Genomic DNA, 14,232 nt, shown 5'->3' with positions numbered 1-14,232 from the left:
ACCATCTCAAATGAAAATCATCGAATGTATAATAAAGAAAATTTGATGTAAAAATCTCAATTTTTGCTATTTATGAAAAAAACACAAACCAAGATTTTACTAGTTGACGATGAACCAGATATCTTAGAAATCGTTGGCTATAACCTTGCTCAGGAAGGCTACCAGATTGTAACTGCCTCTAACGGAAAAGAAGCAATTGCAAAGGCTCAGAAAGAATTGCCGGAATTGATTATTATGGATGTAATGATGGCAGAAATGGATGGAATGGAAGCTTGCGAACACATTAGAAAAATTCCCGAATTAAATAATGTTATCATAACATTCCTTACAGCAAGAAGTGAAGATTATTCACAAGTAGCTGGTTTTGATGCAGGTGCAGATGATTATATTACCAAGCCAATAAAACCGAAATTATTGGTCTCCAAAGTAAAGGCGCTGTTAAGAAGGTTAAAAGAACAAGAAGTCGTAAGTGATACCTTAAATGTAGGCGGAATAGAGATTAACCGTGAAGAATACAAGATCATTAAAGGTAACGTTGAGATTGCCTTACCAAGAAAAGAATTTGAATTGTTTTACCTGTTAGCCTCAAAACCGGGGAAAGTTTTTAAAAGAGACGAAATTCTCGATAAAGTCTGGGGGAATGAAGTGGTAGTAGGAGGAAGAACGATTGATGTTCATATTCGAAAACTTCGCGAAAAAATTGGAGAAGATCTTTTTAAAACCATAAAAGGAGTGGGGTATAAATTTGAAGTTTAGATTTTTAAGGTGCTGAGGTTCTGAGAAGTTAAGTTACTAAGAACTTTAGTCAGGATTTAAATTCATTCAAATTGTTTTAAAATATTCAATACATTTAAACCATATAAGAATTGAAGTTTATGTAATCTTCATTTTCTTATATGGTTTTTGAGTTATTCCTTTTTTGCTTTTGCCCGAAAGAATAGAACTCAAAAACAAAACTTAATTTTCTTAATCTCTTAATGATCCAATAATTTCAATGAAAATTAATTTTAAAAAAACATACAAATTTGCTGTAAAGTCAGCATTATACATAAGTCTTTTTGCAACAGGATTTGTGATGATTTTGATGTCTTTGTTTTATAAAAACCAATTGAAGTATCAATTTGCATTCGCCATAATCTTTATAATATCCATTTATGCGTTTTCGTTCCTGGTCTTGCAATACCGTGTGGAGCGTTTTATTTACAGAAGAGTCAAGAAGATATACGATGAGGTTTCATTATTAGAGACAACAACATTGATCAATCAGCCTATAACTACTGATATGGAAACGCTTTCGCGCGAGGTGAAAAAGTTTGCCACTGATAAAAAGCTGGAAATTGAAATGCTGGAAATCAGGGAGCAATACCGACGTGAGTTTCTTGGAAATGTTTCGCATGAGCTGAAAACACCTTTGTTTACGGTTCAGGGTTATGTTTCAACTTTGCTGGATGGCGCTATGGAAGATAAGAACATTCGAAAAAAATATTTAAAGCGAGCGGAGAAAGGTGTTGAGCGATTGATTTATATCGTTGAAGATCTGGACATGATCACCAAATTAGAATCAGGAGATCTGGATTTAATCATGAGCGATTTTGATATTGTAGAACTGATTCAAAACGTTTTCGATTTATTGGAGATGAAAGCCGACAAAAAGAAAATTAAACTGGCTTTTGAAAGTAAGAACATTAAGTCAGTAATCATTCGCGGAGATAAAGACAGAATTCAGCAAGTTCTGGAAAACCTGATCGTGAACTCTATTAAGTACGGTAAAGAAGGTGGTTTGACTGAGGTGGGAGTTGTTAACCTAACCAAGAAAAAAGTACTGATCCGTATTAGTGATAATGGTGAAGGTGTTGAAAAACAAAACATTCCGAGACTTTTCGAACGCTTTTACAGAGTCGATAAAAGTGGAACCCGTTCAGAAGGTGGTTCCGGATTGGGATTGGCTATTGTGAAGCACATTATTGAAGCACATAAAGAGAAAGTATATGTAGAAAGTGAGTTCGGAATTGGTTCTGAGTTCTCTTTTACGCTTGAAAAAGCAAATAAAACAGTAAAAGCCGAAGTTAAATAATTGTAAGCTTGTTGGAGTGAAGTGCCGTGAAATCTAGTGTTTTAACACTAATGAAATTTACGTAACCATTTCGAAACAATTCCTTTTTGTTATAGTAACACCTTGTTAATGATATCTTAACATAGGTGATGGATCTTTGCATTCGAAAAATTAAGGGATCAGAAAACAAAAAGAATGAAAATAAGACTAATAGCAATTCTGTTGCTAATTACCTGTGTATCAAAAGCGCAGGATTTAAGTAAAGAAGAGGTAAAAAAAGAAGTAGTACGTCTTCTTGATTCAATCAACAAAGCAAAATTGCCGGATACTGAATCCGAAAAGAATAATGATGAAACGGATAAAGATCGTTGGTACGATAAGATTTCTTTAAGAGGTTATGCACAGATACGATACAACGGTTTGTTTTCTACAAATGATAAAGTATCATGTGATCAGTGCGACAGATCATGGGGGACAACTTCTACGGCCCCGGATGCAAAAGCAAACAATGGTTTATTTATCAGACGTGCACGTTTAGTGTTTTCCGGTCAGGTTCATCCAAATGTATTTTTTTATTTTCAACCTGATTTTGCGAGTTCTCCGGTTACTGGAGTTCAGAATTTTGTTCAGGTTCGTGATTTATATTTTGACCTTTCTTTTGATAAAAAGAGAGAGTACAGATTACGTGTCGGGCAAAGTAAAATACCATACGGTTTCGAGAATATGCAGTCAAGCGGACAGCGTTTAACTTTAGATCGAAACGATGCGTTGAACAGTGCCATATTAAACGAACGTGATTTAGGAATGTTCTTTTACTGGGCACCGGCTAAAATTAGAGAGCGTTTTGAAATGTTGGTAAAAGACGGTTATAAAGGATCAGGTGATTATGGTGTTTTCGCTTTTGGAGTTTACAATGGGCAGATTGCGAATAGATTAGATGGGAACAGAGATTTGAATGTGGTGGCAAGAGTAACGTACCCATTTGTAATTGGAAGTCAGATTATCGAACCAGGAATTCAGGCTTATGCCGGAAAATGGGCTTTTTCAGGTGAAATTTCATCAGGAGTTAAAGTGAACAATTCGCAGCACGTAAAAGATCAAAGGGTAGGAGCAACTTTTGTATTGTATCCAAGACCTTTTGGAATTCAGACAGAGTACAATATAGGAAAAGGGCCAAGATACAATTCAGTAACTAACGCAGTCGATGAAACAGATCTGGACGGTGGTTATGTATTACTGAACTACAAATTAGATATTAAAAAACAAGTTATTTATCCTTTCGCCAAATTTCAATATTACGACGGAGGGAAGAAATATGAGAAAGATGCCAGAAGTTATGTCGTTAGAGATTATGAATTTGGTATAGAATGGCAGCCTCTAAAAGCCTTTGAACTTACGGCGGAATACGTGATTGCCGACAGAACTTTCCAGGACAGTGCACTTCCTGTGAACAGACAGCAAGGAAACTTATTGCGTTTGCAGGCACAGTTTAACTTCTAGTTTTCATCCTCAAAAACGGTAAACAAAGTATCCCAGTCTATCGTATCGTTAAATTGAGTCAGACCTTTAAACGACTTTACTTTTGAAAGATCTTCAATCGTAAAGTCGTCTTGCATTGCATAAGGTACTAAATTTTCCTTCTGAAGCTTTATGGCCAGATATTCCTGCTCGTATTGTCCCGGAGTTGGAATAAAAAAGGCTTTCTTGCCTAATTTTGCCAAATCCATAACGGTCGTGTAACCGGAGCGGCATAAGACAAATTCACTTTCGTTAAAAGTCTGTTCCAGCTGTTTAGAGTTCATGAAATTATAATACGTAACATTTCCGGCTTGCCATTTGGTTTGTATTTTTTCCACAATACCCTGAACAAACACTACTTTACCTTTATAATTGACAACTTCTTTCTGTAATTTTTCGTCCAAAAAAGTACGCTGAGGTTCAGGTCCTGATAGGATAATCATCAGATCATATACTTTTGGAGTGTCCTTTTTACGCATTCTGCTTAATGGACCAATATACTTTAGTTTTAGATCATCTGTTTTAAGATGCCCCAATTCTCCGGTTAGATTTACCGTGTCATTGGTGTCCGGAACCCAGCACTCTGTGTATTTTTTTATGATATGCTGATGGCATTTACTGGTGAACCAGGTGGTGTTCCCGGTCATGACATTCAATTGATGTGTCATAAATACGGAAGGAACTTTTTTACTGAAAACCCCCAATCGGTTATCCGAAATAATACCGTCTATTCCGTGTTTTTTGATCCAGCTTTTTACGATTTTTTTTTCGTCAAGGATGGCAACAATCATTTTTGGCAGGTTTTTAATCAGCTTCCATTTGAAGTTTTTAGCATTCTTGGCGTATTCGATATGATAAGATGGTAATTCAAGGGTTTGAATGTATGGAAACTCTTTTCGTAACAATGCTAACGCAACACCGTCAGAAGCAATTATCGGGATGTAATTGTTTTCCTGAAGCGCTTTTATAATAGGGATGCATCTTGTCGCATGACCTAATCCCCAGTTTAATGGAGCAACTAAAATTGTTTTGTTCGCAGAATAGTCAATGCTCATAGTGTAACACTTTTTAAAAACGAAGATAAAGAAATATGCTTTTTATGTTATTTGATACGTATTACTAAATTATTAACTCTATAAGGGTCTTCAGCCCATATAATTCGTTGTTTAGGTTTTGGAATTAGTAGTGTTTGGAAGGAAAAGTTACTTGTATGTTAACGAATATTTGGTTTCTCAATAAACAAAAAAAAGGAGTTACTGTAAGTAACCCCTTTCAGATATTGGTAAAAGGAACTTTAATCCTGAATATAGGTTTTGTTTCCATTTTTATTAATGTAGTATTTACCGCCTTTTGGTCCGGTATATACTTTTTTTCCATTGTATTCGCCAGTTACTTTATCGGCTACTTTTGGAGCTTTTTCATTCGTTTCTTTTATTGTTTTCGAAACTGTTTTTTTTGCAGCAGTGGCATCTTTTTGTGCTGCTTTTGAAGCTTCAGTTGCTTTTGCTGCTGTTTTTGTAGCGTCAGCTTTTACACCGGCGGCTTTTGTACTTGCCGCTTTGTCAGCAGTTTTTGTTGCTTTGGCAGCTTCACTTTTTGCTTTAGTGGCCTGCTTTTCGGCGGTTTTTTTAGCAGCACTTGCAGATTCTTTTGTGGCTTTTGTTGCTGCATCGCTGGCATCTTTAGCGGCTTTTTTAGATTTTGCAGTTTCTTTTTTAGCATCGGCTGTTGCTTTGTCGGCTTCTGCTTTTTTCTTTTTCGCAGCAGCTTCGGTTTTGCTTTTCGCTGCTTTTGTAATTGACTCTTGTCCATAGAAATTAGAAGACAGAAGAACTACAAAACAAAGTACTAATAATTTTTTCATAATGTTACAAGTTTAAATTCCTACTAAAATTAAACAATTTATGAATATGATTTTCGTAAAGTGTTAAAAATAAGCTCGGAGCTGTACATTTCCGGTGTGAACCACCGAGCCTGTCTCACTTTTTCGTCCCTGATAATTTAAATTCACATCTAAAAACTGTGTGATGTTTTTTTGTAAAAGAAACTTCCACACCAGGTTTTGTCCAGCCTGTAGTCCTTCCAGCATTTGAAATCCTACTGATGAAAATTCATTTCCTCTGAATTTATTCTGGTAAAAAGAAAATTCTCCGTTTACCGTTATTTTTTTCTCTCCCGCAAATGAAAAAGAAGTTCCCAATCGATTTTGAACCAGAGTTTCAAAATTTCCTATCTGATTCTCTTTATTCTGAAATTCAAAAAAGAAATCCAGACTGGTGTTTTTTGAGAACAAGTAACTCACTTTGGGAGCCATTTGGTAGCCCGTGATAGCATAGTTTTTTTCGACAAAATCTTCAGAAACCAGGTCGGTTTTAATCGTTTTGGTAAAGAAGTTAAACAGCCAGCTTTTTTGATACAAATGGGTGTATTGCAATTGATGTGAATTGTTTTGAACATTTTGCGATCCAATCGAAAGCAGGTTTTTACCTTTATTAACCAAATAAGTATAGGTAACGGAATGTTTTTGTTTGCCTCGGTTGTAGTATAGACTATTTCTGAAACTCGAATTAAGTCCCAGAATATTTTCTTCTGAAGAATTAAACGGATTCAATTCCAGACGCTCTCCCTGACTTTTTACTTTGCGATCCATAATAAAGGATGTCTGATTGTAAAAATAAGACAGGAGTTTTTTGAAACCGGTTTCGTTTTGCCACTGTAATGGGTTTAATGCCACAGATTGGGAGAATCTATTTTGATTGGTTTTGATGTAGACTCGATTCGGCAGAAAGATTCGGATGTATCGAGCCTGATCGGGAAAGGCAGCAATTTCAAATTCTTCGAGTTCCTGAATTCCGTTTCCGTTGTAATCGTTCCAGGTATAAACACCCTGACCCGTCGGAACTTCAATATAGGTAAATTCCTGTTGGGCAATCGTTCCTGAACTGGTTTCATAGGTGGTTCCAATTTGCAATAGTTGATTAAAAAAACGATCGTTATAAAGTATTCTGGAGTTTAACGAAGGTTCATTTTTTCGGGAAGCATCTGTAAAATCCAATTTGCGATAGCTGGCATATACGGCCAGATCCGTTTTCTTATTCTGAATTAATTTTGATTTTAAAAAGTAAGTTTGAGAATTGTTTACATGCTGTAAAAATCCGTTTTGCAAACTATCGTTTCGACGTTGCAAATAACCAATTTCAACAAAAACTTTAGTGCTGTCACCACGGCCAATAAAAGCACCATACTCTGAAAATCTTTGGCTTAAAGCCGAAAACTGATTAGTGATTTTATTCTTCTGCTGATTGTCTTCAAGCTGCATACTTGCGCCGACCCAGTTTTTACCAAAATGATATTTAGTTCGGGTTTGATTCCGAATAAATTTTGAAGTAGAATTTGTAGCATCTGAATTCAGGAAGCTGCCCCTGTTTTCGATCGTCCATTGCTGTAATTTAAAAAGTGCTGTTGAGGTGTGACGCGATCCGGAATAACTTTCGGAGTAATCTAACTTCTCAAATTGATAGGTAAACAATCCAATATTGGAGGTCTCTTTTTTGGCAAATAAATCAAAATTTAGTCCTGTGATCAACATGTTTTGATTCCCCAAAAGTATCTCGTTTAAATTCCAGTCGCGGTTGAATTCGATATTGTACAAACGCTCGACAGACCTAAAATCTTCCTGAACGAATTGATAGTTTGCAAAGGCATCCAAGGACCAGCTTCGTGTAAAAAGACGTTTTTTGATGTTGGTTTTAATAGCGATACCGTCATTATTAGCATCATCTATTTTAGAGAACAGGTTTTTGTCGTTGTTGCTTACTGCAATCTCAAAGTCAACGAGGGTCTTTTCGTCCGGATTGTATTTTCCTAAAAAGGTCGCTACCTGCAATTTTATAGGTGCGATCAGATTTACAAGTGGTTCGTAATTTCCTTGTAAAATTCCGTTAACAGGAGCTACATATTCATAAATGCGTTCTACCGAATTGTTGTTCTGAATGATGTAATTACCCGTATTGTTTCCGACAAGACTAAATTTTACGTTGTATAAAACAGTGCTCGCATCTTTTGAGTATTCATAAATTTCGACAGAATTGACTAATTTTTTTTTGTAAAGTATTTTAGTATCGGCATAGGTGTCTTCATACGCCGAAGGGGCTTTCATTAAATTCGGATCATCTCCGGCCTGACTTAAAATCTGAACCTGCTCTTTTGAAAGATTCTGCTGCAAGGGCTGATTCTTCATGTCGTTTTCAGAATAGAGATAACCGCCAAAACTCCAGTTTTTGCTTTCGTGAGTTCCGCCCGCATAGGTCACGAGTCTGTTGTAATTTCGTTCAGAATATTGGTACTCTACATTAATTCGCATTTCGGACGTAATCGTAAAAAGAGAAGTGAAAGTAATTTCACCGGCATTATAGTCGATCACATAATCGTTGTTTTCTCCGCGTTTCAGTAAAACACCATTTACATAAACACGCTCAGAGCCTGAAATTACCAGAACATACAGCTCCCCATTTTGTCCTTTTAATTTATATGGTCCCTGATTTCCTTCCTGGCCTGTAAAAGTACTTTTGGCATATTGTCCTTTTACAAAAGCCACCGAAGCAAAAATGTTGGTTTTGTTCTCGTCTGTACCAAAATTAAAATTGGCCGAAAGCCCCTGAACTTTTTTATTGAAATTTAAAAACTGAGTTTTTCTGTTCTCTAAAAAAACATCTCCGGCCCTGATGTTCCAGTCGTCTGTGAAAAGTTCCATGAAGATATTATCAAACTGATCCAGTTTTTGAGAGTAACCGCCATCCTGAAGCGGGATATTGCTGTCTTGTAAGGAGGCCCGTAAACTAATTTTGTCGGATATTTTTCCTGTGATCTGCAAATCCAGATTGGAATTTAGAACTGTATTTTGGTTGTTTCCAACAGTTACGCCTCTTGTAATACTTCCGGATGTATTTAAACCATCAAATGGAGTGACTTTTTTGGTGACAGCATTATCAATTTTATACAGCTTTTCAGTGCCAATGTCGTTGGATACGACCTGATTTGATTTGTATAAGGTATATTCTCGGGTTAGAAAATCGGGGTACTTTAAATAATTGACCAATAAAGTATCACCTGTTGTGACAAGTTTTTCATTGAGGAGCAAAGTACCTTTTTTAAAATCAACTTTATAAAAGGTAGAATCGAGAGGTTCGCTTTTGGTATTGAAAAGCTGAAAGAATCCCGAATTAATACTTACTTTTTCGAGATGAATAGTATCCCGACTGGCAATTATTTTCCTGGTTTTGTACGATGATACCGTTTCCTGTGCCTGAAGCCCGGAAAACCAGATGAAAATAGTAAGAACCAGTAATTTTTTCAACATAAATACTTTAACTCTCAAAAATCAAAAGTAGTATTTATAATTGGGAAATAAAGAGTCAGTAATTCAGACTAACTTATGATTGATCAGCGTTATCTCCCGCTTCTGATCTGACAGCACATCGTCATAAAAATAGAAAGTGCTAAAACAAGAGCGGTTCCCGTTTTGATCATGCTGCCGGCACGTTCTGAATTGTAAAAGAAGTAGGCCAGATAAAGACAGCTTATAACAGCAATGCTGTATTTGAGTATAAAAAGTTTCATGTTTTTAAGGGTGATTTAAAAATAATAATCAGCTGTTTTGAGCTCAGGTACTAAGAGTTTCTTGTGAAAATTAGTAGTACAGCGATTATTGCTATGGCGGTGCATATTGAATTTGGGGTTGCAAAATTTATGGTCCACCCAAGTTGTTTAATTTTTTTTGGAGGGAACAATCTTTTATCCAGAGGATTGTAATAAAAAAAATCCCAAATCCAATTGTTTGGATCGCGGTTCCAGTTGTTTTGGGTTTCTTTTGTAGGTTTAGTATTGAAATCCATTATTTTAGAGGGTTAAGTTTTTATCAGAGGAGGGGGATTTTGATAAAATGATTTAACTGTTTTTTCTACTAAAGCGATATCCTAATGCTATAATAATGATCAAAAGGCAGAGAAATAAGACTGGTCGGGTCATGGTTTTTTGGGTTTAGTGTTTTTTGGTGTTAATCAAATTCCTGTGCGTGGTTGAGCACAAGAAATTATTTATTTGTTTTTCGGTGGCGCTAATTTAGCATTTTGTAAGGTTCTCTATTATGTGATTATCGGGTATTTTTAATAAGAAATTGGCATATGTTTTTTTATTCTAAAAATAATTTGTTTTTTGTGAGTATATATGTGTAAAAGTGTCCTCTATTGTTTAGGACGGAAAAATTTGCTAAATTATGAATGTAATTGTAGGAAACAAGCTTAAAATACTTCGGAAAAATAAGAGAATGTCACAGGAAGAAGTGGCAGATTTTCTTCATATCTCACAATCAGCATATGCCAGAATGGAAAGTGGTGAAAGCAGTTCATGGGCGAATCATATTTTAAGAATCTGCGAAATTTTTGAGATAATTCCCGAGGATTTATTGAAAGTCGAACATAAAAAACAGGATCTGAATGGAGAGGGTTCCTCCACTACCACCGCTCATTTATCGGGTAAAATAATTGAGGAATATGAAGAACGTATAAAAGAGTTGAAACAAACCATTCGCGATTTGAAGAAGGTGTAGTTTTTATTTTAAGAAAGAGAAGAAAAGTAGTTAAAATAGTATTTTTTTTTAGCTTTGCACGGAATGTAACAACCTTAAACAATGGATTCCAGTAAAGAACTTTTATTCTTTTTTAGTGCATTAGGAGCTTTTAACGGAATTATCTTAAGCATCTATTTCTTCTTTTTTACTAAAAAAAGATTTCTTACAAACTATTTTTTAGGAGGTCTTTTGTTCGCTTTAAGTATACGAATCGCAAAATCAGTATTTGTTTATTTTAATCCAACTTTACCCAAAATGTATTTGCAGATTGGGCTAACAGCTTGCTTTTTCATAGGTCCTTGTTTGTACTTTTTTCTAAAATCAGCTGTAGACGAAATAAATGTAATGCCAAAATCCTGGAAACTCACGCTTCTATTTTGGGGGATCCTTAGTGTTTTAGTTGGTGTTATTTTTCCTTATGAATATTATCCGGAACTTTGGAGTTTTCGTTTTATCAGAATTATTTATCTGCAATGGTTTATTTATATTGTCGCTTCAGGGTTTACCATTAAAGCAATTCTGAAAAAAATCTTTAGCAGAAAAGAGAAAACGTCTCCATCTGAAATGTGGTTTGGAATGCTCTTTTTAGGTATCCTTTTACTTTTCGTTTTTTATTTTCTTGCTTTAATTGGAGCGCCGGCCGCAATTTATATCAGCGGTGCAGTTGTTTTTTCTTTTATTCTATACTTAGTGGTATCAATCCTTTTGTATCGAAAGAGGACTGATGATTTATTTCTGTTAAATGGCACAAAAGGTGCGGTAAAAAAAATAGATACTGAAGAGGCAGGAGTTTTATCTCAGAAGTTAGAAAGTGTAATGAATGAAAAAGCATTGTATAAAAATCCAAATCTTTCACTGCAAGACTTAGCTAAAGAGGTCAATATTACAAGCCATCAATTATCACAGTTTTTAAATAATAATTTAGGTAAGAAGTTTACCAGTTTTGTAAATGAATTCAGAATTAGAGAGGCCCGCGAAATTATAATTTCAAATGATAAGCTTACTTTAGAAGCTATTGGTTACGATGTTGGTTTTAATTCCAAATCGACATTTTTTGCGACATTTAAAAAGTATACCGGAAAAACACCTTCTTATTATCAAAGTACAGATTTTAGAAACTCAAACCAGGTGTGAATTTATAAAATTGTACTCCTGATTTCTATTTTGAAGATCTCATAACGTGATTTACTGCTGACTTTTGTTCCAAATAAAAGTCAAATTTTAATTACCACAAACGATGAGATCTGTTGTTACTCTTTATTCCTGTTTTTTATTTTTCTGTTCTATAAGCTCAAAAGCACAATCTAAACCAACAAATCAAGATAAGGTTTTAGATCAGAGTGATGAGTTAAAGGAAGTGGTCATAAAAAGCCAGCCGTCATTGATAAAACATGGAGCAAACGGAAGTGTTGAGGTTCAAGTAGCAAATACATTACTTTCCACCAGTAGTTCTGTTATTGAATTATTAGGAAGAGCTCCAAATGTTATTGTGGCTGATGGACAAATTAGTGTGCTGGGTAAAGGAGAAGCAATTATTTATCTCAATGGAATTCTGATTAACTACGAGAGATTTGCTGCAATTCCGGTTTCGCAAATTTTGAAGATTGAAGTTGTTTCCAATCCTTCCTCAAAATATGATGCCGAAGGAAAAGCAGTGATCAATATTATTACCAAAAAGAATATTGAAAGCGGAATGATGGGGACAGCAAGTCAGCAAATTACCGTTTCAAAGTTTGCCGGAACCAGTACCAATACACTGCTTGATTTTAATTATACAAAAGGCAAATTCTCTTTTATAACCAATTATGGTTTGCAATTAGGAAAAGGAAGGGAATTGTTATATACCACAAGAACAAGATCCAATACCGACGAGTATATGCAATCAAAACTGACTACAGATTGGCAAAGACAATTTAACAATTATTCCAATTTTGGATTTGGATTACAATATAGCTTCTCGGACAAACAGTACATTACGTTGGGGTATAGCAGTAATGTTGCAGATCTTGGGGGAGCGGTAAAAAGTCGAAATGCAATAACAAATAACATTGGCAGTAGCCTTTACAGTACTAACATTTCTAAAAATGATGTGTTGTTAAATCAGTTCATTAATTTAAATTATAATGTGGTAACGGATGATCTGGGTTCGTCATTATTTGTAGGCACCCAATATTCTAATTATAATGGAAATGTTAAGGATTTCATTGATGAAAATGGCCTGGTCGATAGCTTTCTGACTGAAAAATACTTGAAGAACAATGTAGAAAACACTACAAATATTACAAGCATTCAGACAGATTATGCTAAAAAGATCGATGAAGATACAACATTAGAAATGGGAACTAAATTTAGCCACGCTGCGATTAATTCTGAAACGAATTTTTTGGTATCGAAAGTAAAAGAAGGCGATTTTGAAGTGGACACCGGGCTCTCGAGTGATTTTAAATACGATGAAAAAATTGGTGCAGCTTATTTTAGTTACCTGTCATCATTAAGTGAAAAGTTTAGTTATTCGCTTGGCGCCCGTGGTGAATGGACCAATTACGATTTGCGTACCAATGCGAACGGAAATCAGGAATTTAAAAAAAGTTATGCGAATCTTTTTCCAAACGTTCTGTTGAATATGAAGGTTTCGGATGAATTAAAAGCACATGTTTCCTATGTCTCCAGAATAACAAGACCGCGGTATCAGTCTTTAAATCCATTTGTTATTTACCAGGATCCTTTTACGACCATAGAAGGAAATCCTGATTTGTTGCCGGAAAAAGTTCATGCTTTTGAAATTAGCGCATTCTACAGAAAATTCGATTTTAAAATAGGATATACACATAAAATAGATCCTATATCCGGAGCCGCTTTGCGAGGAGATAATCCAAGCAGTTATATCTTAAGATCGATAAATTTTGATAGAGAAAATACTTTTTTTGCTTCTCTTTCAAGATCGTTCAAGAATAAAATTTGGAGTTCTGTAAATACGGTAAGTGTCAGTTATAGCAAAGCGGTTGATCATAAATATTCGTATGAATTTGGGGCTGTTAAACCGCAGTTGTATTTGTATTCGAACAATACGATTACAATCCCGAATCTTTTCAAAATTCAGCTGCTTGCCTGGTATTTGGGAGACAGAAGTTACGGATTGGGTCATGATGATGATCGGTCGACAGTAACTATTGGAATTGAAAGAAACTTTTTTGATGATGCTCTGAAATTAAATTTTACAGCCAATGACATCCTTCACAAATTTAGAACTTCCGGAAATTATAATGTTGGACAAACCGAAATCTATTATCACAGGACCTATACAACAAACTATTTCAGACTGGTTGCGACCTATACTTTTGGAAACTCAAAGAAACAGACGTTCAGGAAATTGAAAACAGAAGAAGTAGAGAATAACAGAGCAAGATGATTAAAAGTAAAAGCTTTACTTAATCAAGAGGAATAATCTTTTTCATGTTTTTATTTTATGGAGTTTTTTAACTGTATATTTTTTCTTTCTAATAGTAATTGTTTCATTTTTTCATCTCCGATTTGAGATCCTCGGTTTTTTAAGAAGTAGGGGTAAAATTTTTTCTTGTTGATTTTCAGTTCGGGGTATTTTTGAAAAAGTTTTTCCTCAGCTGCTTTAAAAGCAATTAGATTGCGAACTCTTTTTCCAAAATCAACGTATCCTGTTTTTTCCTTGGCTTTTGCAAAGTCTTTGAAATTTTTAAATTTATTTTGTTCTAAGTCTTCCGTGAATTTTTTATTGAAGGTTTGATTTACATTGTCTCGAGGATATTTTATGATATCTTCCCAGTGCTTACTGTAGGCTTTATCCATTGACTCAAATAGAGGGTCGTTTTTTAATTCTTGTGAAATCTCTCCGTCTTTATTAATCATTTCATCTTTTGTACAGGATAAAAAAGAGAAAGATGATATTAAGAGGAGCATTGCAAATGATTTGATTTTGTTTTTCATAGTGAAGTAGTTTTTAATTATTGTAGAATTTTTCTTTCATTAAAATTAAGCGGTTTTTAAGAAAATTCTCAGC

12 protein-coding genes are annotated in these 14,232 nt (G+C 34.9%); 6 read left to right on the top strand and 6 right to left on the bottom strand.

Annotated features, from left to right (window positions below; genetic code table 11):
- Positions 1 to 72 precede the first annotated feature (72 nt).
- The 3 genes from M4I44_RS02640 (at position 73) to M4I44_RS02630 (ending at position 3,553) form a co-directional block, all read left to right on the top strand.
- The gene (locus tag M4I44_RS02640; protein ID WP_017496206.1) at positions 73 to 756 is read left to right on the top strand and encodes a response regulator transcription factor; all 684 of its coding nucleotides are present in this window, start codon (positions 73 to 75) and stop codon (positions 754 to 756) included.
- Positions 757 to 994: 238 nt separating this feature from the next.
- Positions 995 to 2,074, top strand: a complete 1,080-nt coding sequence (locus M4I44_RS02635) for a cell wall metabolism sensor histidine kinase WalK (RefSeq protein WP_017496205.1) — start codon at positions 995 to 997, stop codon at positions 2,072 to 2,074.
- 174 nt (positions 2,075 to 2,248) lie between these two features.
- Positions 2,249 to 3,553, top strand: coding sequence for a porin (locus M4I44_RS02630; protein WP_017496204.1), 1,305 nt, complete (start codon positions 2,249 to 2,251; stop codon positions 3,551 to 3,553).
- Here the strand turns inward: M4I44_RS02630 and M4I44_RS02625 are convergent.
- The 5 genes from M4I44_RS02625 to M4I44_RS02605 all read right to left on the bottom strand — a co-directional run bounded on the left by M4I44_RS02625 (position 3,550) and on the right by M4I44_RS02605 (position 9,465).
- Entirely contained in the window at positions 3,550 to 4,626 is a 1,077-nt protein-coding gene (locus tag M4I44_RS02625) for a glycosyltransferase (RefSeq protein WP_017496203.1), read from the bottom strand. The two genes, M4I44_RS02630 and M4I44_RS02625, sit on opposite strands and share 4 nt — an antisense overlap.
- 239 nt (positions 4,627 to 4,865) lie before the next feature.
- The gene (locus M4I44_RS02620; protein ID WP_249966436.1) at positions 4,866 to 5,435 is read right to left on the bottom strand and encodes a hypothetical protein; all 570 of its coding nucleotides are present in this window, start codon (positions 5,433 to 5,435) and stop codon (positions 4,866 to 4,868) included.
- Positions 5,436 to 5,498: 63 nt separating this feature from the next.
- A complete protein-coding gene (locus M4I44_RS02615; RefSeq protein WP_249966435.1) occupies positions 5,499 to 8,930 on the bottom strand; it encodes a hypothetical protein in 3,432 nt (1,143 codons plus the stop codon).
- A gap of 89 nt (positions 8,931 to 9,019) precedes the next feature.
- A complete protein-coding gene (locus tag M4I44_RS02610; RefSeq protein ID WP_017496200.1) occupies positions 9,020 to 9,190 on the bottom strand; it encodes a hypothetical protein in 171 nt (56 codons plus the stop codon).
- A gap of 50 nt (positions 9,191 to 9,240) precedes the next feature.
- Positions 9,241 to 9,465 carry a DUF5808 domain-containing protein gene (locus M4I44_RS02605; RefSeq protein ID WP_249966434.1) on the bottom strand — a complete coding sequence of 75 codons (225 nt, stop codon included), beginning with the start codon at positions 9,463 to 9,465 and terminating at the stop codon, positions 9,241 to 9,243.
- Between the two features lie 380 nt (positions 9,466 to 9,845).
- Between M4I44_RS02605 and M4I44_RS02600 the strand changes: the two genes are divergently transcribed.
- The 3 genes from M4I44_RS02600 to M4I44_RS02590 all read left to right on the top strand — a co-directional run bounded on the left by M4I44_RS02600 (position 9,846) and on the right by M4I44_RS02590 (position 13,608).
- Entirely contained in the window at positions 9,846 to 10,178 is a 333-nt protein-coding gene (locus M4I44_RS02600) for a helix-turn-helix transcriptional regulator (RefSeq protein ID WP_017496198.1), read from the top strand.
- A gap of 81 nt (positions 10,179 to 10,259) precedes the next feature.
- Positions 10,260 to 11,333, top strand: coding sequence for an AraC family transcriptional regulator (locus M4I44_RS02595; RefSeq protein ID WP_249966433.1), 1,074 nt, complete (start codon positions 10,260 to 10,262; stop codon positions 11,331 to 11,333).
- Positions 11,334 to 11,436: 103 nt separating this feature from the next.
- Positions 11,437 to 13,608 carry a TonB-dependent receptor domain-containing protein gene (locus tag M4I44_RS02590; RefSeq protein WP_249966432.1) on the top strand — a complete coding sequence of 724 codons (2,172 nt, stop codon included), beginning with the start codon at positions 11,437 to 11,439 and terminating at the stop codon, positions 13,606 to 13,608.
- A gap of 50 nt (positions 13,609 to 13,658) precedes the next feature.
- Here the strand turns inward: M4I44_RS02590 and M4I44_RS02585 are convergent, their stop codons facing one another.
- Positions 13,659 to 14,159 (bottom strand): hypothetical protein, encoded by a 501-nt coding sequence (locus M4I44_RS02585; protein ID WP_249966431.1) that lies wholly within the window; start codon positions 14,157 to 14,159, stop codon positions 13,659 to 13,661.
- Positions 14,160 to 14,232 lie beyond the last annotated feature (73 nt).

Source organism: Flavobacterium sp. B183, assembly GCF_023539155.1.
In the GTDB taxonomy this organism is placed as follows: domain Bacteria; phylum Bacteroidota; class Bacteroidia; order Flavobacteriales; family Flavobacteriaceae; genus Flavobacterium; species Flavobacterium tructae.
The sequence above is the reverse complement of the archived record's forward strand: the minus strand, read 5'-3'. Positions and strand labels throughout refer to the sequence as shown.

Excerpts from the sequence above, each read along its gene's own strand:
- M4I44_RS02635 (WP_017496205.1), top strand. The coding sequence starts at position 995 with ATGAAAATTAATTTTAAAAAAACATACAAATTTGCTGTAAAGTCAGCA.
- M4I44_RS02595 (WP_249966433.1), top strand. The coding sequence starts at position 10,260 with ATGGATTCCAGTAAAGAACTTTTATTCTTTTTTAGTGCATTAGGAGCT.
- M4I44_RS02615 (WP_249966435.1), bottom strand. The coding sequence starts at position 8,930 with ATGTTGAAAAAATTACTGGTTCTTACTATTTTCATCTGGTTTTCCGGG.
- M4I44_RS02640 (WP_017496206.1), top strand. The coding sequence starts at position 73 with ATGAAAAAAACACAAACCAAGATTTTACTAGTTGACGATGAACCAGAT.
- M4I44_RS02620 (WP_249966436.1), bottom strand. The coding sequence starts at position 5,435 with ATGAAAAAATTATTAGTACTTTGTTTTGTAGTTCTTCTGTCTTCTAAT.
- M4I44_RS02600 (WP_017496198.1), top strand. The coding sequence starts at position 9,846 with ATGAATGTAATTGTAGGAAACAAGCTTAAAATACTTCGGAAAAATAAG.
- M4I44_RS02590 (WP_249966432.1), top strand. The coding sequence starts at position 11,437 with ATGAGATCTGTTGTTACTCTTTATTCCTGTTTTTTATTTTTCTGTTCT.
- M4I44_RS02610 (WP_017496200.1), bottom strand. The coding sequence starts at position 9,190 with ATGAAACTTTTTATACTCAAATACAGCATTGCTGTTATAAGCTGTCTT.
- M4I44_RS02630 (WP_017496204.1), top strand. The coding sequence starts at position 2,249 with ATGAAAATAAGACTAATAGCAATTCTGTTGCTAATTACCTGTGTATCA.
- M4I44_RS02585 (WP_249966431.1), bottom strand. The coding sequence starts at position 14,159 with ATGAAAAACAAAATCAAATCATTTGCAATGCTCCTCTTAATATCATCT.
- M4I44_RS02605 (WP_249966434.1), bottom strand. The coding sequence starts at position 9,465 with ATGGATTTCAATACTAAACCTACAAAAGAAACCCAAAACAACTGGAAC.
- M4I44_RS02625 (WP_017496203.1), bottom strand. The coding sequence starts at position 4,626 with ATGAGCATTGACTATTCTGCGAACAAAACAATTTTAGTTGCTCCATTA.